This is a genomic window from Pseudomonas sp. GW821-FHT05H12, from assembly GCF_059419385.1.
Map to the genome: position 1 here is coordinate 52,661 of NZ_JBWKRS010000018.1, position 21,298 is coordinate 73,958.

General features: G+C 58.7%; 19 protein-coding genes. 10 read left to right on the forward strand and 9 right to left on the reverse strand.

Annotated features, from left to right (window positions below; translation table 11 throughout):
• Nucleotides 1–19: 19 nt before the first annotated feature.
• Together AC07SU_RS17395 and AC07SU_RS17400 are read right to left on the reverse strand one after the other, a co-directional pair.
• Entirely contained in the window at nucleotides 20–364 is a 345-nt protein-coding gene (locus AC07SU_RS17395; RefSeq protein WP_176994849.1) for a phage holin family protein, read from the reverse strand.
• A 599-nt stretch (nucleotides 365–963) separates the two neighbouring features.
• Complete coding sequence (locus AC07SU_RS17400) at nucleotides 964–1,698, reverse strand: LexA family transcriptional regulator (protein WP_259172023.1); 735 nt, start codon at nucleotides 1,696–1,698, stop codon at nucleotides 964–966.
• A 199-nt stretch (nucleotides 1,699–1,897) separates the two neighbouring features.
• On the opposite strand from AC07SU_RS17400, the gene mutS reads away from it, so the two are divergent.
• Complete coding sequence (gene mutS, locus AC07SU_RS17405; RefSeq protein ID WP_494997720.1) at nucleotides 1,898–4,489, forward strand: DNA mismatch repair protein MutS; 2,592 nt, start codon at nucleotides 1,898–1,900, stop codon at nucleotides 4,487–4,489.
• A gap of 142 nt (nucleotides 4,490–4,631) precedes the next feature.
• A complete protein-coding gene (gene fdxA / locus AC07SU_RS17410) occupies nucleotides 4,632–4,955 on the forward strand; it encodes a ferredoxin FdxA (protein WP_003208688.1) in 324 nt (107 codons plus the stop codon).
• Between the two features lie 492 nt (nucleotides 4,956–5,447).
• Here the strand turns inward: fdxA and apbC are convergent, their stop codons facing one another.
• Complete coding sequence (gene apbC, locus AC07SU_RS17415; protein WP_494997721.1) at nucleotides 5,448–6,542, reverse strand: iron-sulfur cluster carrier protein ApbC; 1,095 nt, start codon at nucleotides 6,540–6,542, stop codon at nucleotides 5,448–5,450.
• A 172-nt stretch (nucleotides 6,543–6,714) separates the two neighbouring features.
• Here apbC and metG point away from each other — a divergent pair, with 172 nt between their 5' ends.
• From metG to AC07SU_RS17435, 4 genes are all read left to right on the forward strand, one after another.
• Complete coding sequence (gene metG, locus AC07SU_RS17420) at nucleotides 6,715–8,766, forward strand: methionine--tRNA ligase (RefSeq protein ID WP_494997722.1); 2,052 nt, start codon at nucleotides 6,715–6,717, stop codon at nucleotides 8,764–8,766.
• A gap of 150 nt (nucleotides 8,767–8,916) precedes the next feature.
• On the forward strand, nucleotides 8,917–10,080 hold the full coding sequence (gene rsxB / locus AC07SU_RS17425) for an electron transport complex subunit RsxB (RefSeq protein ID WP_494997723.1): 1,164 nt from the start codon (nucleotides 8,917–8,919) through the stop codon (nucleotides 10,078–10,080).
• Nucleotides 10,081–10,181: 101 nt separating this feature from the next.
• Nucleotides 10,182–10,820, forward strand: coding sequence for an endonuclease III (nth, locus tag AC07SU_RS17430; RefSeq protein WP_494997724.1), 639 nt, complete (start codon nucleotides 10,182–10,184; stop codon nucleotides 10,818–10,820).
• Nucleotides 10,821–10,927: 107 nt separating this feature from the next.
• The gene (locus tag AC07SU_RS17435; RefSeq protein ID WP_124526113.1) at nucleotides 10,928–11,110 is read left to right on the forward strand and encodes a PA3496 family putative envelope integrity protein; all 183 of its coding nucleotides are present in this window, start codon (nucleotides 10,928–10,930) and stop codon (nucleotides 11,108–11,110) included.
• A gap of 87 nt (nucleotides 11,111–11,197) precedes the next feature.
• Here AC07SU_RS17435 and AC07SU_RS17440 read toward each other — a convergent pair whose 3' ends face one another.
• From AC07SU_RS17440 to AC07SU_RS17450, 3 genes are all read right to left on the reverse strand, one after another.
• On the reverse strand, nucleotides 11,198–11,830 hold the full coding sequence (locus AC07SU_RS17440; RefSeq protein ID WP_176994855.1) for a response regulator transcription factor: 633 nt from the start codon (nucleotides 11,828–11,830) through the stop codon (nucleotides 11,198–11,200).
• Nucleotides 11,831–12,450: 620 nt separating this feature from the next.
• The gene (locus tag AC07SU_RS17445) at nucleotides 12,451–13,668 is read right to left on the reverse strand and encodes an argininosuccinate synthase (RefSeq protein WP_010212738.1); all 1,218 of its coding nucleotides are present in this window, start codon (nucleotides 13,666–13,668) and stop codon (nucleotides 12,451–12,453) included.
• A 129-nt stretch (nucleotides 13,669–13,797) separates the two neighbouring features.
• Nucleotides 13,798–14,706, reverse strand: coding sequence for a flagellar protein MotY (locus AC07SU_RS17450; RefSeq protein WP_176994856.1), 909 nt, complete (start codon nucleotides 14,704–14,706; stop codon nucleotides 13,798–13,800).
• A gap of 156 nt (nucleotides 14,707–14,862) precedes the next feature.
• On the opposite strand from AC07SU_RS17450, the gene pyrC reads away from it, so the two are divergent.
• Both pyrC and rnt read left to right on the forward strand, forming a co-directional pair.
• A complete protein-coding gene (gene pyrC / locus AC07SU_RS17455) occupies nucleotides 14,863–15,909 on the forward strand; it encodes a dihydroorotase (RefSeq protein WP_176994857.1) in 1,047 nt (348 codons plus the stop codon).
• Nucleotides 15,906–16,577, forward strand: a complete 672-nt coding sequence (rnt, locus tag AC07SU_RS17460) for a ribonuclease T (RefSeq protein WP_016970751.1) — start codon at nucleotides 15,906–15,908, stop codon at nucleotides 16,575–16,577. Before pyrC ends, rnt begins: the two co-directional genes overlap by 4 nt.
• 65 nt (nucleotides 16,578–16,642) lie before the next feature.
• Here the strand turns inward: rnt and AC07SU_RS17465 are convergent, their stop codons facing one another.
• The gene (locus AC07SU_RS17465) at nucleotides 16,643–17,245 is read right to left on the reverse strand and encodes a peroxiredoxin (RefSeq protein ID WP_003172097.1); all 603 of its coding nucleotides are present in this window, start codon (nucleotides 17,243–17,245) and stop codon (nucleotides 16,643–16,645) included.
• Between the two features lie 244 nt (nucleotides 17,246–17,489).
• Here AC07SU_RS17465 and AC07SU_RS17470 point away from each other — a divergent pair, with 244 nt between their 5' ends.
• Complete coding sequence (locus tag AC07SU_RS17470) at nucleotides 17,490–17,708, forward strand: bacterioferritin-associated ferredoxin (protein ID WP_176994858.1); 219 nt, start codon at nucleotides 17,490–17,492, stop codon at nucleotides 17,706–17,708.
• Nucleotides 17,709–17,909: 201 nt separating this feature from the next.
• The gene (gene bfr, locus AC07SU_RS17475; protein WP_494997725.1) at nucleotides 17,910–18,380 is read left to right on the forward strand and encodes a bacterioferritin; all 471 of its coding nucleotides are present in this window, start codon (nucleotides 17,910–17,912) and stop codon (nucleotides 18,378–18,380) included.
• Nucleotides 18,381–18,530: 150 nt separating this feature from the next.
• On the opposite strand, the gene grxD is transcribed toward bfr, so the two are convergent.
• Both grxD and AC07SU_RS17485 read right to left on the reverse strand, forming a co-directional pair.
• Nucleotides 18,531–18,875 (reverse strand): Grx4 family monothiol glutaredoxin, encoded by a 345-nt coding sequence (grxD, locus tag AC07SU_RS17480; RefSeq protein WP_494997726.1) that lies wholly within the window; start codon nucleotides 18,873–18,875, stop codon nucleotides 18,531–18,533.
• A gap of 86 nt (nucleotides 18,876–18,961) precedes the next feature.
• The gene (locus AC07SU_RS17485) at nucleotides 18,962–21,070 is read right to left on the reverse strand and encodes a molybdopterin oxidoreductase family protein (protein WP_494997727.1); all 2,109 of its coding nucleotides are present in this window, start codon (nucleotides 21,068–21,070) and stop codon (nucleotides 18,962–18,964) included.
• Nucleotides 21,071–21,298: the final 228 nt, after the last annotated feature.

Consider the following 21,298-nt stretch of genomic DNA (forward strand, 5'->3'; position numbering starts at 1 on the left):
GTCGCGTCCTTGCAGCGGGTTACGGCTGATCCGGGCGAGACGTCGGGGTCTCGTTGACCCCGATGCGCTTGGCCGCCCAGCGTTCATAAAGGCCGATGGCGACGTCCGCGCCGGCCATGGCGGTGAGGCAACCAATGGCACCCGCGGTCCAGATCGACATGCCGGCGGCGTAGCACAGCATCAACGCCGAAACCCCGCAGACCATGCACGCCCCGGACCGCAGGGCCAGGCGCCGTATTAGCGACCAGCCACGGGCGCCCTCTTTGTCGGCGCGCCACATTTCGCCGGACACCCCGCCGATCAGGGCCAGTGCGATCACCAGCCAGATCGGCATTTCCGCTAACGCTTGCTGCTCGTTTGTCATGTCACGCCTCCTGGCTGAGCACTGCCGGCAACGTGCCGGCTTCCTTGGTAAATCCATACAGTGGTAGGCATTCCAAAAAGCCCGGTCGCCCAGGCTTTTCAGTAATGATGTCCTCGGTCTTTCGGCGCTACTGGCGCGGTACGGACCTTTCCTCGATGTTTTTCCGACCACGATCCCTGTCTGCCGGATAACTGCTTCTGGTGCTTTACGCTGCACACCCGGGCCAGTTGCCAACCCTCTGAACCGTTATGAGGCCGGTTCATCGCTGCCTGTTCTTGAAGCGGTGGTGAAACTAAAGAGCGTCGGCATCCTTGCCGGTGTTGCCTGGCATCCCTGCCATCGCTTCGATGGCGTCCATGCCGGTGTTGCGTGCCTTCCTTGTCTTCCTTGGCAGCATCCTTGCCGCCTCCACCAGGCCTTATTGGCTGGCTTGAGATGAAGAATATGCATGTATGCATATACAGTCAATGCACAAATGCATTTATTTTTCCTGATGAAATGCACGAATGCATTTTCAGCCTTGTGGGCAGCGGGATTGGTGGTTTTTTGCAGACGAAAAAAAGCCCGCTCGTGGGCGGGCTTTTTCTTACGGAGGAAGGTTATCGGGCGTACATGCCCCACCAGAATACATGGCCGAGGATGCTGATCTGCTCATCCTGGATATCCTGGAAGCTGTAGTCTTCGTCCGGGTGCTCATCGCGATTGAAACTGCGCAGGCGAATCCCGGAAGGCAGGCGGTAGAGCTGTTTCACGCGCAACTGACCATTGTGATTGATGGCATACAAGTCGCCATCGACAATGTCGCCGATGCCGCTCTTGCCCGCATTCACCCCAACGGTGGCGCCGTCACGCAGTACCGGCAACATGCTGTTGCCACGTACTGTCACGCACTTGGCCTGGTCGAACTGCACACCGTTGTGGCGAAGGCTGCGCTTGCCAAACCGCAGGCTGGCTTTCTCGCTTTCCTCGATGACGAATCTTCCTGATCCAGCAGCCAATTCAACCTCGCGCAAAAAGGGGATCGACACCTCGTCATCATTAACGGGCGTGTCGTCGTCCCACAGGCTTATGTCCTTGAGTTCGGAATGCATTGGGTCACGCCCCTCCTCCCGCGAAACGCCCACCGCCACGCGCCCGCGCAGTTGATCGGTGCTCACGCGAAAGTACTCGGCGATGCGGGAAATATGCTTGTCCGACGGATCCACGATCTTGCCGCTGAGGATCCGTGACAGCGTGGATTGAGGCACGCCGGTACGCCGGTGAAGCTCCGTGGGGGAGATCCGGTCGCGGTCCAGCAGTTCTCTTAATACGGTTGAAACGTTGCGTTTTTGCATAACGGGGATGATGACGGGGGATTTAGAGGTTGGCAAATGCAAATTTGCATATTTCATGCATTTACCTTGCCGGGATACCTATCCGTTTGCGAACTGCGTAGCCACGACCTCGCGTGTTAACCTTGCCGCCATCGCAAAATCGCAGGGCCGAATGCCCCACCTTTGCCCCACTCCTTTCAACGAATTTGCCTACGACCCAATGAGTAAAGCCACTTCAGATCTGTCCTCCCACACCCCGATGATGCAGCAGTACTGGCGCCTCAAGAACCAGCACCCTGATCAGTTGATGTTCTATCGCATGGGCGACTTCTACGAGATCTTCTATGAAGACGCGAAGAAGGCCGCCAAGTTGCTGGACATCACCCTGACCGCGCGCGGGCAGTCGGCGGGGCAGTCGATTCCGATGTGTGGCATTCCTTATCACTCGCTGGAAGGCTACCTGGTCAAGCTGGTGAAGCTGGGCGAGTCGGTGGTGATTTGTGAGCAGATCGGCGACCCCGCAACGAGCAAGGGGCCGGTGGAACGTCAGGTGGTGCGCATTATTACGCCGGGGACGGTGAGTGATGAGGCGCTGCTGGATGAGCGTCGCGACAACCTGATCGCCGCGGTGCTGGGGGATGAGCGCCTGTTCGGCCTGTCGGTGCTGGATATCACCAGTGGCAACTTCAGCGTGCTGGAGATCAAGGGCTGGGAGAACCTGCTGGCGGAGCTGGAGCGCATCAATCCGGTGGAGTTGCTGATTCCGGATGATTGGCCAAAAGACTTGCCGGCAGAAAAACGCCGTGGGACCAAGCGTCGTGCGCCGTGGGATTTCGAGCGTGATTCGGCGCTGAAAAGTCTCTGCCAGCAATTCTCTGTGCAGGACCTTAAAGGCTTCGGTTGTGAAACCCTGACCCTGGCCATCGGCGCTGCCGGTTGCCTGCTCAGCTATGCCAAGGAAACCCAGCGCACCGCCCTGCCGCACTTGCGCAGCCTGCGCCATGAGCGCCTCGACGACACCGTGGTGCTGGATGGTGCGAGCCGTCGCAACCTGGAGCTGGACACCAACCTGGCCGGCGGTCGCGATAACACCCTGCAATCGGTGGTCGACCGTTGCCAGACCGCCATGGGCAGCCGCTTGCTGACCCGTTGGCTGAACCGCCCACTGCGGGACTTGAGCGTGCTGCAAGCGCGCCAGTCGTCTATTACCTGCCTGCTGGACGGATACCGTTTTGAGAAGCTGCAGCCGCAGTTAAAGGAAATCGGCGACATCGAGCGCATCCTGGCGCGGATCGGCCTGCGCAACGCTCGCCCCCGCGACCTGGCACGCCTGCGCGATGCCCTCGGCGCCCTGCCGCAGTTGCAGGCCGCGATGACCGAACTGGACACACCGCACCTGCAACAACTTGCCGTGATCGCCAGCACCTACCCGGAACTCGCGGCGCTGCTGGAAAAAGCCATCATCGACAACCCGCCGGCGATCATTCGTGACGGCGGCGTACTCAAGACCGGTTACGACAGCGAGCTGGATGAGCTGCAGGCCCTGAGCGAAAACGCCGGGCAGTTCCTGATCGACCTGGAAGCCCGCGAAAAAGCCCGAACCGGCCTGGCCAACCTGAAAGTCGGCTACAACCGTGTGCACGGCTACTTCATCGAATTGCCGAGCAAGCAGGCTGAATCAGCACCGATCGACTATCAACGTCGCCAAACGCTTAAAGGTGCCGAACGTTTTATCACCCCTGAGCTGAAAGAGTTCGAAGACAAGGCACTGTCGGCCAAGAGTCGTGCCCTGGCTCGGGAAAAAATGCTGTATGAGAACCTGTTGGAAGACCTGATCAGCCAACTGGCACCGTTGCAAGACACCGCCGCTGCATTGGCCGAATTGGATGTGCTGAGCAACCTGGCCGAACGTGCGCTGAACCTTGACCTGAACTGCCCGCGTTTTGTGAGCGAGCCGTGCATGCGCATCGTGCAAGGGCGTCACCCGGTGGTGGAGCAGGTGTTGACCACGCCGTTCGTCGCCAACGACCTGTCGCTGGACGACGATACACGCATGCTGGTGATCACCGGTCCGAACATGGGCGGTAAATCCACCTACATGCGCCAGACCGCGTTGATCGTGTTGCTGGCACATATCGGCAGCTTCGTGCCGGCTGCCAGTTGCGAATTGTCCCTGGTGGACCGCATTTTCACGCGGATCGGCTCCAGCGATGACCTGGCCGGCGGCCGTTCGACCTTTATGGTGGAAATGAGCGAAACCGCCAACATCCTGCACAACGCCACCGAGCGCAGCCTGGTGCTGATGGACGAAGTGGGGCGCGGCACCAGCACCTTCGACGGCCTGTCCCTGGCGTGGGCGGCGGCGGAGCGATTGGCACACCTGCGTGCCTATACGTTGTTCGCCACCCACTACTTCGAGCTGACTGTACTGCCGGAAAGCGAGCCACTGGTGGCCAACGTGCACCTGAACGCCACCGAGCACAACGAACGCATCGTGTTCCTGCACCACGTACTGCCGGGGCCAGCCAGCCAGAGTTACGGCTTGGCCGTGGCGCAATTGGCCGGTGTGCCGAACGATGTGATTCTGCGCGCCCGCGAGCACCTCAGCCGCCTGGAAACCACAGCCCTGCCCCATGAAACCGTGGTCGCAAGCCCTTCCAAGGCCCCTAGCAAACCTGCCGCTCCGCACCAGAGCGATATGTTCGCCAGCCTGCCCCACCCGGTGCTGGAAGAGTTGGCCAAGCTTGACCTGGATGACTTGACGCCGCGTAAAGCGCTCGAAATGTTATATGCACTGAAGGTTCGGATATAACGCTGGCGCTTGCAAGCTGGTAGACTCTCGCGCGGTTTGGGATGCTGCGGGCTATTAGCCTGGCCTGCAGACTATCGCTCCCGAACCTCGCGAGCCCTGCCACAAAGGGTTTCGCTGCCGCCGCCTGAGGAGAGAATTAGAAATGACCTTCGTCGTCACCGACAACTGCATCAAGTGCAAGTACACCGACTGCGTGGAAGTATGTCCGGTGGACTGCTTCTACGAAGGCCCGAACTTCCTGGTTATCCACCCGGACGAGTGCATCGACTGCGCCCTGTGTGAGCCAGAATGCCCGGCCGTCGCTATTTTCTCCGAGGACGAAGTCCCGGCAGAGATGCAGGAATTTATTCAGTTGAACGTCGAGCTGGCGGAAATCTGGCCGAACATCACTGAACGCAAGGATCCGATGCCGGATGCTGCGGAATGGGATGGCAAAAAAGGTAAGATTGCAGACCTCGAACGCTGATAGCGTCGTCGCCCCAAAAGGCCCCTTGCGGGCCTTTTTGCGTTTCTACAGGGCGGGCTTTACTTTTCTACAGGCAAAAAAAAGGGGCGGTATGACCCGCCCACATTTTTCCCTAGTCCCTGTGTTCCTTTTCATCATCCTGATGAATCGCATCCTGCGACGTTCCTTGAACCATCGTTCCTTGATGGCTGTGTCAATCCGTGGACACAGGGCTGATCTTAAAGAGTTCCAATGTAAGTTCAACGGGATCCAAGCGCAGGGACCACCATTGATCTCGGTCAACTCGAAAAAAATAACCCTTTAATATCAATGAGATAAAAAACACTCTCAACGATTCAAGACGGCCAAGGCGGGTAAAAAAACCAATCACTTACGAAAAAGTAAGCGAATGCTTACACGAGCAATTGCGTAAAAGCGTAACTGCGACCTTTCTCCGGCCATCCAGATAAGAAAAAGCCCCGACACGTCGAGGCTCCTTTTCCCGCCAACGGCTCAGTCGTCGCTGACCGTAATGGTCGGCATGGCTGGCGCGGCGGCTTCCTGCAGGACGATTCGTGCGCCCACATGGCGCGCCAATTCCTGGTAGATCATCGCGATCTGGCTGTCCGGCTCTGCAACCACCGTTGGCTTGCCGCCGTCGGCCTGCTCGCGGATCAACATCGACAACGGCAGCGAAGCCAACAGTTCCACACCGTACTGGGTGGCCAGCTTCTCGCCACCGCCTTCGCCGAACAGATGCTCGGCATGGCCGCAGTTGGAGCAGATATGCACCGCCATGTTTTCCACGACGCCCAGTACCGGGATGTTGACCTTGCGGAACATCTCCACGCCTTTCTTCGCGTCCAGAAGCGCCAGGTCCTGGGGCGTAGTGACGATTACAGAACCGGCCACCGGGACTTTCTGCGCCAGGGTCAGCTGGATATCACCGGTGCCTGGCGGCATGTCGATCACCAGGTAGTCCAGGTCGCCCCAGGCCGTCTGGGTCACCAACTGCAGCAGCGCACCCGAGACCATCGGCCCGCGCCAGACCATCGGCGTGTTGTCATCGGTAAGGAAGGCCATGGACATGACCTCCACGCCCAGCGACTCGATCGGCACGAACCACTTCTGGTCCTTGACCTTGGGCCGCGTGCCCTCGGCAATGCCGAACATCACGCCTTGGCTCGGACCGTAGATATCGGCGTCGAGAATCCCCACGCGCGCGCCTTCACGGGCCAGGGCCAGGGCCAGGTTGGCGGCGGTGGTGGATTTGCCCACGCCGCCTTTGCCGGACGCGACCGCAACCACGTTCTTAACGTTGGCCAGGCCTGGAATCTGCGCCTGGGCCTTATGCGGGGCAATCACGCATTGGATGTCGACCTTGGCGGTCGCTACGCCGTCGAGGCCTTCGATAGCCATTTGCAGCATCTGCGCCCAGCCGCTTTTGAACAAGCCGGCGGCATAGCCCAGTTCCAACTGGACCGAGACCTGGTCGCCCTGGACCTCGATGGCCCGTACACAACCGGCACTGACCGGGTCCTGGTTCAAATAGGGGTCGGTGTACTGGCGAAGAACGGCTTCCACCGCTGCGCGATTGACGGCGCTCATGGGCTACTCCCGAAAAAAGACTGACTGAAACAGGCGGCTATCCTAACCGTTCCGACCGGTTAACGGCATGCTTTCGCAGCCAGGGAATGTTCTGAAACAGCGCCACGGGGTGAAATATATTTCCCGGCGCTTTATAGTGGCCGACCTCCGTTTCATCAAGTAGCCGAGCCCCATGTCCGAGCCACGCAAGATCCTCGTCACCAGCGCCCTGCCCTATGCCAATGGTTCCATCCATCTTGGCCATATGCTTGAGTACATCCAGACCGATATGTGGGTGCGCTTCCAGAAGCATCGCGGCAATCAATGCATTTATGTCTGCGCGGACGACGCCCACGGTTCGGCCATCATGTTGCGCGCCGAAAAGGAAGGCATCACCCCGGAACAACTGATCGCCAACGTGCAGGCTGAACACAGCGCCGACTTTGCCGAGTTCCTAGTGGATTTCGACAACTTCCACTCGACCCACTCCGAAGAAAACCGCGAGCTGTCGAGCCAGATCTACCTGCGCTTGAAAGAAGCCGGGCATATCGACCAGCGTTCGGTGACCCAGTATTTCGACCCGGAAAAGAAAATGTTCCTGGCCGACCGCTTCATCAAGGGCACTTGCCCGAAATGCGGCACCGAAGACCAGTACGGCGACAACTGCGAAAAATGCGGTGCCACCTACGCGCCGACTGAGCTGAAGAACCCTAAGTCGGCGATTTCCGGCGCCACCCCGGTGCTCAAGGACTCCCAGCACTTCTTCTTCAAGCTCCCGGATTTCCAGGCCATGCTGCAAACCTGGACCCGCAGCGGCACCCTGCAGGACGCCGTGGCCAACAAACTCGCCGAATGGCTCGACAGCGGCCTGCAGCAGTGGGACATCTCCCGCGATGCGCCGTACTTCGGCTTCGAGATCCCGGGCGAGCCAGGCAAGTATTTCTACGTGTGGCTGGACGCGCCGATCGGCTACATGGCCAGCTTCAAGAACCTGTGTGACCGCACGCCCGAGCTGGACTTCGACGCGTTCTGGAACAAGGACTCCACCGCCGAGCTGTACCACTTCATCGGCAAGGACATCGTCAACTTCCACGCCCTGTTCTGGCCGGCGATGCTCGAAGGTTCGGGCTACCGCAAGCCGACCGCCATTGCCGTGCACGGCTACCTGACGGTCAACGGCCAGAAGATGTCCAAGTCCCGTGGCACCTTTATCAAGGCGCGCACCTACCTGGATCACCTGTCGCCGGAATACCTGCGCTACTACTACGCCTCCAAGCTGGGCCGTGGCGTGGATGACCTCGACCTGAACCTGGAAGACTTCGTACAGAAGGTCAACTCGGACCTCGTGGGCAAAGTCGTCAACATCGCCAGCCGCTGCGCTGGTTTCATCCATAAGGGTAACGCCGGTGTGCTGGTGGCCGAAAACGCCGCGCCAGAGCTGACCGACGCGTTCCTCGCCGCCGCGCCGAGCATCGCCGACGCCTATGAAGCACGCGACTTTGCCCGCGCCATGCGCGAGATCATGGGCCTGGCCGACCGTGCCAACGCCTGGATCGCCGACAAGGCACCGTGGTCGCTGAACAAGCAGGAAGGCAAGCAGGCGGAAGTCCAGGCGATCTGCGCCACGGGCGTCAACCTGTTCCGCCAACTGGTGATCTTCCTCAAGCCAGTGCTGCCGTTGCTGGCCGCCGATGCCGAGGCGTTCCTGAACGTCGCGCCGCTGACCTGGAACGACCACGCCACATTGCTCAGCAATCATCAGTTGAATGAGTTCAAGCCGCTGATGACCCGTATCGACCCGGTGAAGGTGCAGGCCATGACCGACGCGTCGAAGGAAGACCTGGTTGCCAGCCAGACCGACACCGGTGAATCCGCGTCTGCAGGTAATGGCGAGTTGGCCAAGGACCCGATTTCCCCGGAAATCGAGTTCGACGCCTTTGCCGCCGTGGACCTGCGCGTGGCGCTGATCGTCAAGGCTGAAGCCGTGGAAGGTGCCGACAAGCTGCTGCGCCTGACGCTGGACCTGGGTGGCGAGCAACGCAACGTGTTCTCCGGGATCAAGAGTGCCTACCCGGACCCGTCCAAGCTCGATGGCCGCCTGACCATGATGATCGCCAACCTCAAGCCTCGGAAAATGAAGTTCGGCCTCTCGGAAGGCATGGTGATGGCGGCCGGCCCTGGCGGCGAAGAAATCTACCTGCTGAGCCCTGACAGCGGCGCCAAGCCGGGCCAACGCATCAAGTAAGCCCATGGGCCTACGATGAGCGAAACAGGTCTACTGTAGGAGCCCGGCTTTCCGGCGATGGCGTTCTCAAGGACGCCATCGCAAGCAAGCCGGGCTCTTACACATCCACTACCCGCCCGTTCGCTTGACCGGCATGCCAATGATCACCCCATGAACCTGATTCAACGTATCGACGCGCTGCTGCCACAGACCCAATGCGGCAAGTGCGGGCACCCGGGCTGCAAGCCTTACGCCGAGGGCATCGCGTTTGGCGAGGCAATCAACAAGTGCCCGCCCGGTGGCCAGGAAACCATCGCCGGCCTGGCGCAGTTGCTGCAGGTGCCTGTGCTGGAACTGGACACCAGCCGTGGCGAGGCTCCCGCCCAGATCGCCTATATCCGTGAAGCCGAGTGCATCGGCTGCACCAAATGCATCCAGGCTTGCCCCGTGGATGCGATTGTCGGTGCGGCCAAGCTGATGCATACCGTTATCGCCGATGAGTGCACCGGTTGCGACCTGTGCGTCACACCCTGCCCCGTCGATTGCATTGAGATGCGCCCAGCAGCGGCCGTGCTGCCTATCGTTGGAGGCCTGGCGTCCAATGCTCATGAGTTCCATGAACGCAGCCTCAAGCGTGATCGCGCCCGACGGCGTTCTGAACAACGCACTGCACGCTTGCAGCGGGAAGAAGCGCATAGACTCGCCGAACGCCTGGCTCGGGCCAAGCGCCCAGCAACGGCTGCCCCCGTGCAGACAGATACGACTCAGGCCGCTCAGGATGCAGCGATCAAGAAAGCCAAAATCTCGGTTGCAATGAGTCGCACCCAGTTACACAAATCGCTGAAGGCATTTGGTCACCCACCTACATTTGAGCAGCAGTCGCAATTGATCGTGCTCCAACAGCAGTTCGAAGCGGCTGAACAGGCACTAGCGGCATTGGAGCTCAGCACTCCGACACCTTTGCCCACACAGAAGGACCCGGCGCTCAAACGCGCAAAAATCCAGCTGGCCATGCGCCGGGCCGAACTGAAAAAAGCCCAGGACTTGAACGCTGACGAGCAACAGTTGGCAACCTTGAGTGCAGCCCTGTCCAGTGCGGAGCAGGCGCTGCATGATGCCGAGGCGGAAAGCGACCAACCCAGGCCCGACTTGCAACGCGTGGAAAAACGCCCTATCGATGCCCAGTTGCGCCAGCTGAAAACGGCGCTGGCATATGCACGGGCTGAAGTCAGCAAGCTGCAACGCCAACCCGTTGTCAGTGCACAGGAGCTGGACGTCGCGCAACAGAAGCTCGAGCAAGCGCAGCTTCGGGTAGATACCCACACCAGCCCTTGACCCGCGACAGGCGCTGCAAGAGGTGCCAACGATGGTTTATCCTGCAAGCGCTGCCCCTATTCGAAGATCATGCTGACCGCCTGCAAGGAACCGCCCGCCCGATGAATGCCGCTAAACGCCTGGAAATATTCCGCAGGCTTCACGAAGACAATCCAGAACCCAAGACCGAACTGGCCTACTCAACGCCGTTCGAATTGCTGATTGCGGTGATCCTGTCGGCCCAATCCACGGACGTGGGCGTCAACAAGGCCACGGCCAAACTGTATCCGGTGGCCAACACGCCAGAAGCGATCTATGCCTTGGGCGTGGAAGGGTTGTCGGAATACATCAAGACGATCGGACTGTACAACAGCAAAGCCAAGAATGTCATCGAGACCTGCCGTCTGCTGGTGGAACTCCATGGCAGCGAAGTGCCACAAACTCGCGAAGCACTGGAAGCCTTGCCTGGGGTCGGCAGAAAAACGGCCAACGTTGTACTGAACACTGCATTTCGGCAACTGGCCATGGCGGTGGACACCCATATATTTCGTGTCAGCAACCGCACCGGCATTGCCCGTGGCAAAAACGTGGTGGAAGTCGAAAAGCAGTTGATGAAGTTCGTGCCCAAGCCCTACCTGCTTGACTCCCACCACTGGCTGATCCTGCACGGTCGCTACGTTTGCCAGGCGCGCAAGCCGCGTTGCGGCAGCTGCCGCATAGAAGACCTGTGTGAATACAAGGAGAAAACGTCCGACGATTGAGTGATCATTGTTTTTTTCGATCAATCGATTGAAAAAATCTTTTTTACCCGTTCATGGATTATCGTTATAAGGAGCGCCAACGGCAGTCTTAGCCTGGAGTTAACCTTATGAGCACTGGCAAAGAACAACTCGATGTAGAAGACGACCTCGTTGCGGAGTCGGACGATGATGGGGAAGCACCTGTTGCAGAGGTGGCCAAGACCAATTTGAGCAAACGCCGCACCATCGACAATCTTCTGGAAGAGCGACGCTTGCAAAAACAACTGGCCGACTACGACTTCGACCTCTGATCAATCCGTTGACGACCGGAAGCCTCCCTGACGGAGGCTTTTTTGTGCCGGTAATCCTTCCTAATGCCTGCGGCGTAACACGTTCGCCTATACCAGGCCGTTGCGTTGGGCCAATTCGATCAAGTCGACAAGGGAGCGGGCGTTGAGCTTGAGCAGAAGGCGAGTCTTATAGGTACTGACGGTCTTGTTGCTAAGGAACATGCCATCGGCAATCTCCTTGTTGGTTTTGCCACGTGCCAGTTGCTGCAACACCATCATCTCCCGACCTGAAAGGCGCTCGACCATATCTGCTTCACTGGCGTTGCCAATGGTGGAGCGCACCGAGTTCAGTGCCTGGTTCGGAAAGTAGCTGTAGCCGGACAATACCGCCTTGATGGCGCTCAGCAGTTCGGCCAGGTCCTGTTGCTTGCACACATACCCTGCTGCGCCCGCCTGCATGCAGCGCATGGAGAAATGGCCCGGAGCCTGGGACGTCAGCACCAGCACCTTGAAGGGCGCAGGTTGTTTGGCAGAAGACAGCCGGCAGATAACTTCCAGGCCGTCGAGCTTGGGAATACCGATATCCAGTATGACAATGTCCGGCGTGTATTCCTTGGCAAGTTGCAGCGCATCGACACCGTTATCAGTCTCGGCAACGACCTCATAACCATGACGCTCCATTAGCATGCGCACAGCAAGTCGAATGACAGGATGATCATCCACGATCAGCACTTTATTCATGAGAAAGTCCAATTTCGCTGTTCGAATTATTTAGAGCAAGCACAATAGCCTAGTCGTTTCCTAGTTGGCATAGTGTTCCCCCCCAAGCAACAGCAAGCAGAGACCCAACCCACACAGATAAAGGAATCGCCCTACAAAAAAACGCCAACTTGGAGGTATAGCGTTTTATGGAGCCTTTCAGATCTTTCCTTGGGCTTACATATTTTGAGTGAAATTTCCAAAGGGTAAGGGGCCTTGGGTAAACGTTCTGCACAAGGCTTTCAGGAAATTCCCCTTGCTTGGCGTTTTCCACAGGGACGGCATGCGAAATAAATTCGACACTTTTAGTTCCATTTAACATATTTACTTTCACCCCAAAGTCCTACAGACCATTCAGCACATTGCTGCTTATCTGCACTTTCATGAGTGAGGTTTCTGTAAGACCAGTTCCTACGCAGGTGTAAATATTCATGCCGACCTACATAATGCTAGTGACCTGCCAATAACCGCCATCGAAGTTTTTCTGACAAAAAAACATCAACATTTTTTAAACAAAATTAAACATCACAAAGCCGGACAAATAGACAGGCAAAAAAAATGGCCCCTTGAACAAGGGGCCATTTCTATAACGCGTGAAACACTCAGAACAACGAGCGACCTTTGTTGGCCGCAATGCGCATGCGCAGAGCATTCAACTTGATAAAGCCAGCTGCGTCCGCCTGGTTGTAGGCGCCGCCATCTTCTTCGAAGGTAGCGATGTTGGCGTCGAACAGCGACTCATCGGACTTGCGGCCGGTGACGATCACGTTGCCCTTGTACAGCTTCAGGCGCACAACGCCGTTCACGTGGACCTGGGATGCGTCGATCATCTGTTGCAGCATCAGACGCTCAGGGCTCCACCAGTAGCCGGTGTAGATCAGGCTGGCGTACTTGGGCATCAGCTCGTCTTTGAGGTGAGCCACTTCGCGGTCCAGGGTGATCGACTCGATGGCGCGGTGGGCGCGCAGCATGATGGTGCCGCCTGGGGTTTCGTAGCAGCCACGGGACTTCATGCCCACGTAACGGTTCTCGACGATGTCGAGACGGCCGATACCGTGTTCGCCGCCGATACGGTTCAAGGTCGCCAGCACGGTGGCCGGGGTCATTTCGACGCCGTCCAGTGCAACGATGTCGCCGTTACGGTAGGTCAGTTCCAGGTACTGTGGCTTGTCTGGAGCGTTCTCCGGGGAGACGGTCCATTTCCACATGTCTTCTTCGTGCTCGGTCCAGGTGTCTTCCAGCACGCCGCCTTCATAGGAGATGTGCAGCAGGTTGGCGTCCATCGAGTACGGGGACTTCTTCTTGCCGTGGCGTTCGATCGGGATGGCGTGCTTTTCAGCATAATCCATCAGCTTTTCACGGGACAGCAGGTCCCACTCACGCCAAGGGGCAATCACTTTTACGCCTGGCTTGAGCGCGTAGGCACCCAGCTCGAAACGTACCTGGTCGTTGCCCTTGCCCGTAGCGCCATGGGAAATGGCGTCGGCGCCGGTTTCGTTGGCGATTTCGATCAGGCGCTTGGCGATCAGCGGACGTGCGATGGAAGTACCCAGCAGGTACTCGCCTTCGTAGACGGTGTTGGCGCGAAACATCGGGAAAACGAAATCGCGGACGAACTCTTCGCGCAGGTCGTCAATGTAGATCTCTTTCACGCCCATGGCTTGCGCCTTGGCACGTGCAGGTTCGACCTCTTCGCCCTGACCCAGGTCAGCGGTGAAGGTCACCACTTCACAGTTATAAGTATCCTGCAGCCACTTGAGGATCACCGAAGTGTCCAGGCCGCCGGAATACGCGAGAACGACCTTGTTTACGTCGGCCATGCCATCACTCCACGGGGTTGTACGGAAAGGCGTCGATTCTACCGACCAAAACCGTGAATTTACAGAGGCGCGACAGCAAATGAAGATAAAGCGACAGATTATGTCGAGCGGGCGACCGATGGTCGCACCTTACGACGTGTGCGCGGGGTTGCTCGGGCCGGTGGCCGTGGGCGCCGGTTTCTCGGGGGCTGCCACACGCTCAAGCTGAATGTTGACGCGGCGATTGCGGGCCCGGTTTGCCGCGTTGGTATTGGGCGCCAATGGGTAGCTTTCGCCATGAAAGCGCAAGGTGATCTGCGATTCCTGGATACCGTTGGCCTTCAGGTAATCCATTACTGCCAGGCCGCGACGGCGCGAGACATCCCGGTTGGTCAAACGGTTGCCGCTGTTGTCCGAATGGCCATTCAATTCGATATGGTTGACCGTGGGGTCGGCTTTCATGAACGCGAGTATCACATCCAGCTTCTTCTTGGCGGCCGCGTCCAGTTCGATGCCACCCCCGGGGAATCCGACTTCGGTCTGCTTGACCTGGTCGTAATTCATCGGCAACAGCTTGGTGGTGCACAACTGGTAGTCGTTGTAGGCCTTGCTGAATTTCACCGGCAACAGGCGAATTTCCGAGTACCCCCCTTCGCGCCCGTAATGTCGGACCGTCGGGCTGCGCCCTTCAAGCAAACCGGTGAACAGTCGCCCGGCCTGGGCCTGGGAGCTGTTGAACAGCACATCGCCACTACCTGCACGTACGGCGCCAAGGTTGATATCACCGCGCCCCGGCTGCCAGGGCGCCGCAGCGGCCAAGAGTGTCGCGGAACCTGCGCCCAGCGAGCCGTTATAGGCTTTCAGGCGGAACGTCGCCTGCTCACCGGCCCGGCGCACGAACTCACCCGAACCGAAATCCGTGATCGGCTGGGTCAGGCGGCACTCGAACTGGTCGCCTTCCACCTTCCACTCAATATTCTCCAGACGTGTCTGGAACGTGAGGGCCATCGCAGGCAGGCTGGCGAACACACTGAGCAGGGCTAGATAATGCTGGCGCACGGGAGGCTCCACTGGTTTCTACAACACTTCAAAGCGTCATACATCGATAAGGCATACAAAAGGCTATCGGATGCATCCCGCAAAACTTGATAGCGAGTGCCTGATAGAGTCTTTTCCGGTAGCATTCCCACCAGATTGACCCGCCTGGAATCCCCAATGTCCGACCGCCTGACCCTGCTGCGTCCCGACGACTGGCATATTCATCTTCGCGATGGTGCTGCGTTACCCCACACCGTGGCCGATGTAGCGCGCACGTTTGGCCGCGCCATCATCATGCCTAACCTGGTACCTCCGGTGCGTAACGCCGAGCAAGCCGATGCCTATCGCCAGCGAATCCTCGCTGCACGACCGGCCGGCAGCCGCTTCGAACCGTTGATGGTGCTCTACCTCACCGACCGCACCCAGCCCGAAGAGATTCGTGAAGCCAAAGCCAGCGGTTTCGTGCACGCCGCCAAGCTGTATCCGGCAGGCGCGACCACCAACTCCGACTCCGGCGTGACCAGTATCGACAAGATCCTGCCGGCGATCGAAGCCATGGCCGAAGTTGGCATGCCGCTGTTGATCCACGGTGAAGTCACCCGTGGCGACGTCGACGTGTTCGATCGTGAAAAAATCTTCATCGATGAGCACATGCGCCGTGTGGTCGAGCTGTTTCCGACCCTGAAGGTGGTGTTCGAGCACATCACCACCGCCGATGCCGTGCAGTTTGTCACCGAGGCCTCGGCCAACGTTGGCGCAACCATCACCGCGCACCACTTGCTGTACAACCGCAACCACATGCTGGTGGGCGGGATTCGGCCGCACTTCTATTGCCTGCCGATCCTCAAGCGCAACACCCATCAGGTGGCGCTGCTGGACGCCGCGACCAGCGGTAATCCGAAGTTCTTCCTCGGCACCGACTCCGCGCCTCATGCCCAGCATGCCAAAGAAGCCGCGTGCGGTTGTGCCGGTTGCTACACGGCATTTGCTGCCATCGAGCTGTACGCCGAAGCGTTCGAACAACGTAATGCGCTGGACAAGCTCGAAGCATTCGCCAGCCTCAACGGCCCGCGTTTCTACGGCTTGCCGGCGAACACCGACCGCATCACCCTGGTTCGTGAAGACTGGACCGCCCCTGCCAGCCTGCCGTTTGGCGAGCTGACTGTCATCCCGCTGCGCGCCGGTGAAACACTGCGCTGGCGCCTGCTGGAGGAAAGCAAGTGAGTGAAGACCATTACGACGACGAACACGAGCACAGTGGTGGCGGTTCCCGTCACCCGATGGCCGAGCGGTTTCGCGGCTATCTGCCGGTTGTCATCGACGTAGAAACCGGTGGCTTCAACAGTGCCACCGACGCCCTGCTGGAAATCGCTGCGACCACCATCGGCATGGATGAACAGGGCTTTGTGTTCCCGGAACACACCCACTTCTTCCGCGTCGAGCCGTTTGAAGGCGCGAACATCGAAGCGGCCGCTTTGGAATTCACCGGGATCAAGCTCGATCACCCGCTGCGCATGGCCGTGAGCGAAGAAGCGGCGCTGACCGACATCTTCCGTGGCGTGCGCAAGGCGTTGAAGGCCAATGGCTGCAAACGTGCGATCCTGGTGGGTCACAACAGCAGCTTCGACCTGGGCTTCCTGAACGCCGCCGTGGCGCGGCTGGACATGAAACGCAATCCGTTCCACCCTTTCTCCAGCTTTGACACGGCCACCCTCGCCGGCCTGGCGTATGGCCAGACCGTGCTGGCAAAAGCCTGCCAGGCAGCCGGTATCGACTTTGACGGTCGCGAGGCCCACTCGGCTCGCTACGACACCGAGAAGACGGCCGAGCTGTTCTGCGGCATCGTCAACCGCTGGAAAGACATGGGCGGCTGGGAAGACTTCAACGATTGAGATCGTTTCCCGCGCATAAAAAAACCGGCCTTCTCAGGCCGGTTTTTTTGTACCGCTAACGTGGCTTACAGCTTGCCAGCGTTCTCGGTCAGGTAAGCCGCAACGCCTTCTGGCGAAGCGTTCATGCCTTTGTCGCCTTTTTTCCAGTTGGCTGGGCAAACTTCGCCGTGCTCTTCGTGGAATTGCAGGGCGTCAACCAGACGGATCAGCTCTTCCATGTTACGGCCCAGTGGCAGGTCGTTGATGATCTGGGAGCGAACCACGCCTTTGTCGTCGATCAGGAATGCGCCACGGAAAGCCACGCCGCCTTCGGATTCAACGTCGTAGGCCTTGGCGATGTCGTGCTTCATGTCGGCAGCCATGGTGTATTTGACTTTGCCGATGCCGCCATCGTTGATGGCGGTGTTGCGCCAGGCGTTGTGGGTGAAATGGGAGTCGATGGAAACGGCGACCACTTCAACGTTGCGCGCCTTGAAATCGTCCATGCGGTGGTCCAGAGCGATCAGCTCCGAAGGGCAGACGAAAGTGAAGTCCAGCGGGTAGAAGAACACCAGGCCGTATTTGCCTTTGATGGCTTCAGACAGTTTGAAGCTGTCTACGATTTCGCCATTGCCGAGAACGGCGGGTACGTCGAAATCCGGGGCTTGTTTGCCGACGAGTACGCTCATTGGGTATCTCCTGATGTGAGGGTGACGATTGAAGTAAAAGGACCGCCTCCAAGTCTGCCGTGTGTAAGCGACAGCCCTGTGACGCAGTCACGCTTCGTGAAGACCGACCATCATACACTGAAAAAACCGTTCGTCAGCGCACGGGCAACGTCGGTGAATACCCTACGATTCTACTTTGACAATCATTCTCGTTAACATTAAGATCCATCGCACTTAAGCCTTAAACCCGCGACGGTTCTCCCTTATGTATGTGTGCCTGTGTACTGGCGTCACCGACGGACAAATCCGCGAAGCAATCTATGAAGGTTGCTGCAGCTACAAGGAAGTGCGTGAAACCACCGGCGTTGCCAGCCAGTGCGGCAAATGTGCTTGCCTTGCCAAGCAAGTGGTACGGGAAACCCTGACGCAGCTGCAAACAGCCCAGGCCGCGATTCCCTTTTCAGCAGAATTTACACATGCTTAATTGAGCGTGTTTTAAAGAACCGGACTTAGTGTCCGGTTTTTTTATGCCCGTAATTCAATTAGTTAGCGTCAAGACGCGGAACACAAACATTCTTATTCCGATTAATTTTCATTTATTATTCAATAACTTAGGTTTGACACTCAGGATTTCGCCGCTCAAACTCCGCCTTATACACAGCTATTACAGGGCAGGACCCCAGTCATGAAAGGCGACATCTCAGTCATCCAGCAACTCAACAAAATCCTTGCCAATGAACTGGTCGCGATCAATCAGTACTTTCTGCATGCGCGCATGTATGACGATTGGGGCCTGGAAAAGCTGGGCAAGCGTGAATACAAAGAATCCATCAAGGCCATGAAGGACGCCGACGCGCTGATCAAGCGTATCCTGTTCCTCGAAGGCCTGCCGAACGTGCAGGACCTGGGCAAGCTGAACATCGGCGAGCACACCCAGGAAATGATCAGCAGCGACTTGAAGTTCGAGCACAAGAGCCACAGCGACCTGAAAGCCGCTATTGCTCATTGCGAAACCAAGGGTGATTTCGGCAGCCGCGAACTGCTGGAAGATATCCTGGAAGACCAGGAAGAACACATCGACTGGTTGGAAACCCAACTGGGCCTGATCGACAAGGTCAACCTGGAAAACTACCTGCAGTCGCAGATGGGCGAGTAAGCCCAAACGCACCGGTATAAAAAAGCCCCGCTCTCTTATGAGAAGCGGGGCTTTTTATTGACCGCAGATTATGTAGGAGCCCGGCTTGCCGGCGATGGCGGTTTCAGAGTCACCGCTTGGCTCAAGGCCCTATCGCCGGCAAGCCGGCTCCTACAGATTACGCGTCGGTCTTGGCAGCGCGTTGGCCGCGGCTTCTTTGATCAGCGCTTGCAGCGAGCCATCGGCCGCCATCTCAACGATGATATCGCTACCGCCGACCAGCTCACCGGCGACCCACAGTTGTGGGAACGTTGGCCAGTTGGCGTATTTCGGCAGGTTGGCGCGAATTTCAGGGTTTTGCAGGATATCCACGTAAGCGAATTTCTCGCCACACGCCATGATGGCCTGGGAAGCCTTCGCGGAGAAACCGCACTGAGGAGCGTTTGGCGCGCCCTTCATGTAAAGCAGAATGGTGTTGTTGGCAATCTGCTCTTTGATCGTTTCGATGATATCCATGGAACACCTCGGCTGGAACTTTGCGACTCACAGGTCGGCACGGTGGCGCATTGTAACGCAAAATCCCAGCGTGGTGCTCAGGCTCCTTATGCGGCCGCCACCTGCACGGGAACCCCGTTCAGCGCGGCATTTCCGGACAATTCGTCCAGTTGCCGCTCGTCGGTCAAGTCATTCGCGCTCGCCCCGGGCTGCCCGCTGGCAATCGTCATCTGCACCCCTGGCCGGCCGTGGCCCCACCCATGGGGCAGGCTGACCACGCCGGGCATCATGTCCTGGCTGGCCACCACTTCCACCTCGATCATGCCGATACGCGAACTCACGCGCACACGCTGCCCATCAACCAGTTGCCGACTCGACAGGTCATCGGGGTGCATCAGCAATTGATGGCGCGGCTTGCCCTTCACCAGCCGGTGATAGTTATGCATCCACGAGTTATTGCTGCGCACGTGTCGACGGCCGATCAGTAGCAGTTCGCCCACCTGGGGCACGGGCTGCGCTGCAAACCGCACCAGATCCGCAAGGATCACCGCCGGTGCAGCCTGGATGTGGCCATCGGCGGTTTTCAACCGCGCAACGAGATTGGCCCGAAGTGGCCCCAAATCCACGCCATGCGGGTGATCGGCCAACATCGCCACCGACAGTTTGTGCTCGGAGGCATCGCCATAAACCCCGGCACGCAGGCCGAAGTCGATCATCTGGGCCGGCGCCATGGTCGGCTTGAGCGTTGCGCCGGTGCGCGCCGCGAACGCCTGGGCCAGGCCGACAAAGATTTCCCAGTCATGCAGCGCGCCTACGGGCTTGGGCAGGATCGCCCGATTGAAACGGGTGACATTACGCACCGCGAACATATTGAAGGTGGTGTCGTAGTGATCATTTTCCAACGCTGACGTGGACGGCAGGATCAGGTCGGCATATCGCGTGGTTTCGTTGATATACAGGTCGACGCTGACCATAAACTCCAAGCTTTCCAGGGCTTGTTCCAACTGGCGGCCATTGGGCGTCGACAACACCGGGTTACCGGCCACCGTCACCAACGCACGGATTTGCCCTTCGCCTCCGGTAAGCATTTCCTCGGCCAAGGCCGACACGGGCAATTCACCGCCGTACTCAGGGCGCCCGGAAACCCGGCTCTGCCAACGATTGAAATGCCCACCACCGGTAGACGCCACCAAGTCCACCGCTGGCGTAGTACACAAGGCGCCGCCCACCCGATCCAGGTTTCCGGTCACCAGGTTGATCAACTGCACCAGCCAGTGACACAACGTGCCGAACGCCTGAGTCGATACCCCCATGCGCCCGTAACACACGGCCTTATCCGCACCTGCAAAGTCGCGTGCCAACTGGCGGATCTGCTCGGCCGGCACCGCGCACTGGCCGCTCATGGCCTCGGCAGTAAACCCGGCGATCGCCTGGCGCACCTCATCCAGCCCCGTAACCGGCAAATGCGTGGCACGGGTCAGGTTTTCGGCAAACAGCGTATTGAGCACCCCGAACAACAGCGCTGCATCACCACCCGGGCGAACGAACAGATGCTGATCAGCAATCGCCGCCGTTTCGCTGCGTCGCGGGTCAACCACCACCACTTTACCGCCCCTGGCCTGGATAGCCTTCAGGCGCTTCTCCACGTCGGGCACAGTCATGATGCTGCCGTTGGAGGCCAATGGGTTGCCGCCCAGGATCAGCATGAAGTCGGTGTGATCGATATCCGGGATCGGCAGCAGCAAACCGTGCCCATACATAAGGTAACTGGTGAGGTGGTGGGGCAGTTGATCCACGGACGTCGCGGAAAAGCGGTTGCGCGTCTTGAGCTGGCCCAGGAAATAGTTGCTGTGGGTCATCAGGCCGTAGTTATGCACGCTGGGGTTGCCCTGGTACACCGCCACGGCGTTTTGCCCATGCTGCGCCTGGATGCCCGCCAGCCGTTCGGCGACCAGCGAGAAGGCTTCATCCCACGGGATCGGCCGCCACTCGCTACCTTCGCGCAGCATGGGCTGGTGCAAGCGATCCGGGTCGTTCTGGATATCCTGCAGCGCCACGGCCTTGGGGCAGATGTGACCACGGCTGAAAGTGTCCAGCGCGTCGCCCTTGATCGAGGTGATCGCCAGGCTGCCGTCGTCGGCCTCGGTGGTTTCCAGGGTCAGGCCGCAAATGGCTTCGCACAGATGGCAGGCACGGTGGTGGAGAGTCTTGGTCATGGCCAGTCTCTTTATCAGGGCTTTGATTGCACTATGGGCCGCGACAGGAGCGGGCACCAGTATCGTTCGCCCCGTGAATCCAAGCCCATCAGGCCAAACCATGGGCAAGCGTGAGCAAATGTTTCAGAACCCTGCGTACAGCCCCTGAAACCGACACAGCCTGGCCTGGGCCCGCCCCCACACATTGCAAAAGGTCTCGGCGCCAGTGTACAAATGGCCCGCTGCTGT

What these genes read in the sequence shown, in the direction of transcription:
- AC07SU_RS17395 (WP_176994849.1), bottom strand. Translation starts at nt 364, where the DNA reads ATGACAAACGAGCAGCAAGCGTTAGCGGAAATGCCGATCTGGCTGGTG.
- AC07SU_RS17400 (WP_259172023.1), bottom strand. Translation starts at nt 1,698, where the DNA reads ATGCAAAAACGCAACGTTTCAACCGTATTAAGAGAACTGCTGGACCGC.
- mutS (WP_494997720.1), top strand. Translation starts at nt 1,898, where the DNA reads ATGAGTAAAGCCACTTCAGATCTGTCCTCCCACACCCCGATGATGCAG.
- fdxA (WP_003208688.1), top strand. Translation starts at nt 4,632, where the DNA reads ATGACCTTCGTCGTCACCGACAACTGCATCAAGTGCAAGTACACCGAC.
- apbC (WP_494997721.1), bottom strand. Translation starts at nt 6,542, where the DNA reads ATGAGCGCCGTCAATCGCGCAGCGGTGGAAGCCGTTCTTCGCCAGTAC.
- metG (WP_494997722.1), top strand. Translation starts at nt 6,715, where the DNA reads ATGTCCGAGCCACGCAAGATCCTCGTCACCAGCGCCCTGCCCTATGCC.
- rsxB (WP_494997723.1), top strand. Translation starts at nt 8,917, where the DNA reads ATGAACCTGATTCAACGTATCGACGCGCTGCTGCCACAGACCCAATGC.
- nth (WP_494997724.1), top strand. Translation starts at nt 10,182, where the DNA reads ATGAATGCCGCTAAACGCCTGGAAATATTCCGCAGGCTTCACGAAGAC.
- AC07SU_RS17435 (WP_124526113.1), top strand. Translation starts at nt 10,928, where the DNA reads ATGAGCACTGGCAAAGAACAACTCGATGTAGAAGACGACCTCGTTGCG.
- AC07SU_RS17440 (WP_176994855.1), bottom strand. Translation starts at nt 11,830, where the DNA reads ATGAATAAAGTGCTGATCGTGGATGATCATCCTGTCATTCGACTTGCT.
- AC07SU_RS17445 (WP_010212738.1), bottom strand. Translation starts at nt 13,668, where the DNA reads ATGGCCGACGTAAACAAGGTCGTTCTCGCGTATTCCGGCGGCCTGGAC.
- pyrC (WP_176994857.1), top strand. Translation starts at nt 14,863, where the DNA reads ATGTCCGACCGCCTGACCCTGCTGCGTCCCGACGACTGGCATATTCAT.
- AC07SU_RS17465 (WP_003172097.1), bottom strand. Translation starts at nt 17,245, where the DNA reads ATGAGCGTACTCGTCGGCAAACAAGCCCCGGATTTCGACGTACCCGCC.
- AC07SU_RS17470 (WP_176994858.1), top strand. Translation starts at nt 17,490, where the DNA reads ATGTATGTGTGCCTGTGTACTGGCGTCACCGACGGACAAATCCGCGAA.
- bfr (WP_494997725.1), top strand. Translation starts at nt 17,910, where the DNA reads ATGAAAGGCGACATCTCAGTCATCCAGCAACTCAACAAAATCCTTGCC.
- grxD (WP_494997726.1), bottom strand. Translation starts at nt 18,875, where the DNA reads ATGGATATCATCGAAACGATCAAAGAGCAGATTGCCAACAACACCATT.
- AC07SU_RS17485 (WP_494997727.1), bottom strand. Translation starts at nt 21,070, where the DNA reads ATGACCAAGACTCTCCACCACCGTGCCTGCCATCTGTGCGAAGCCATT.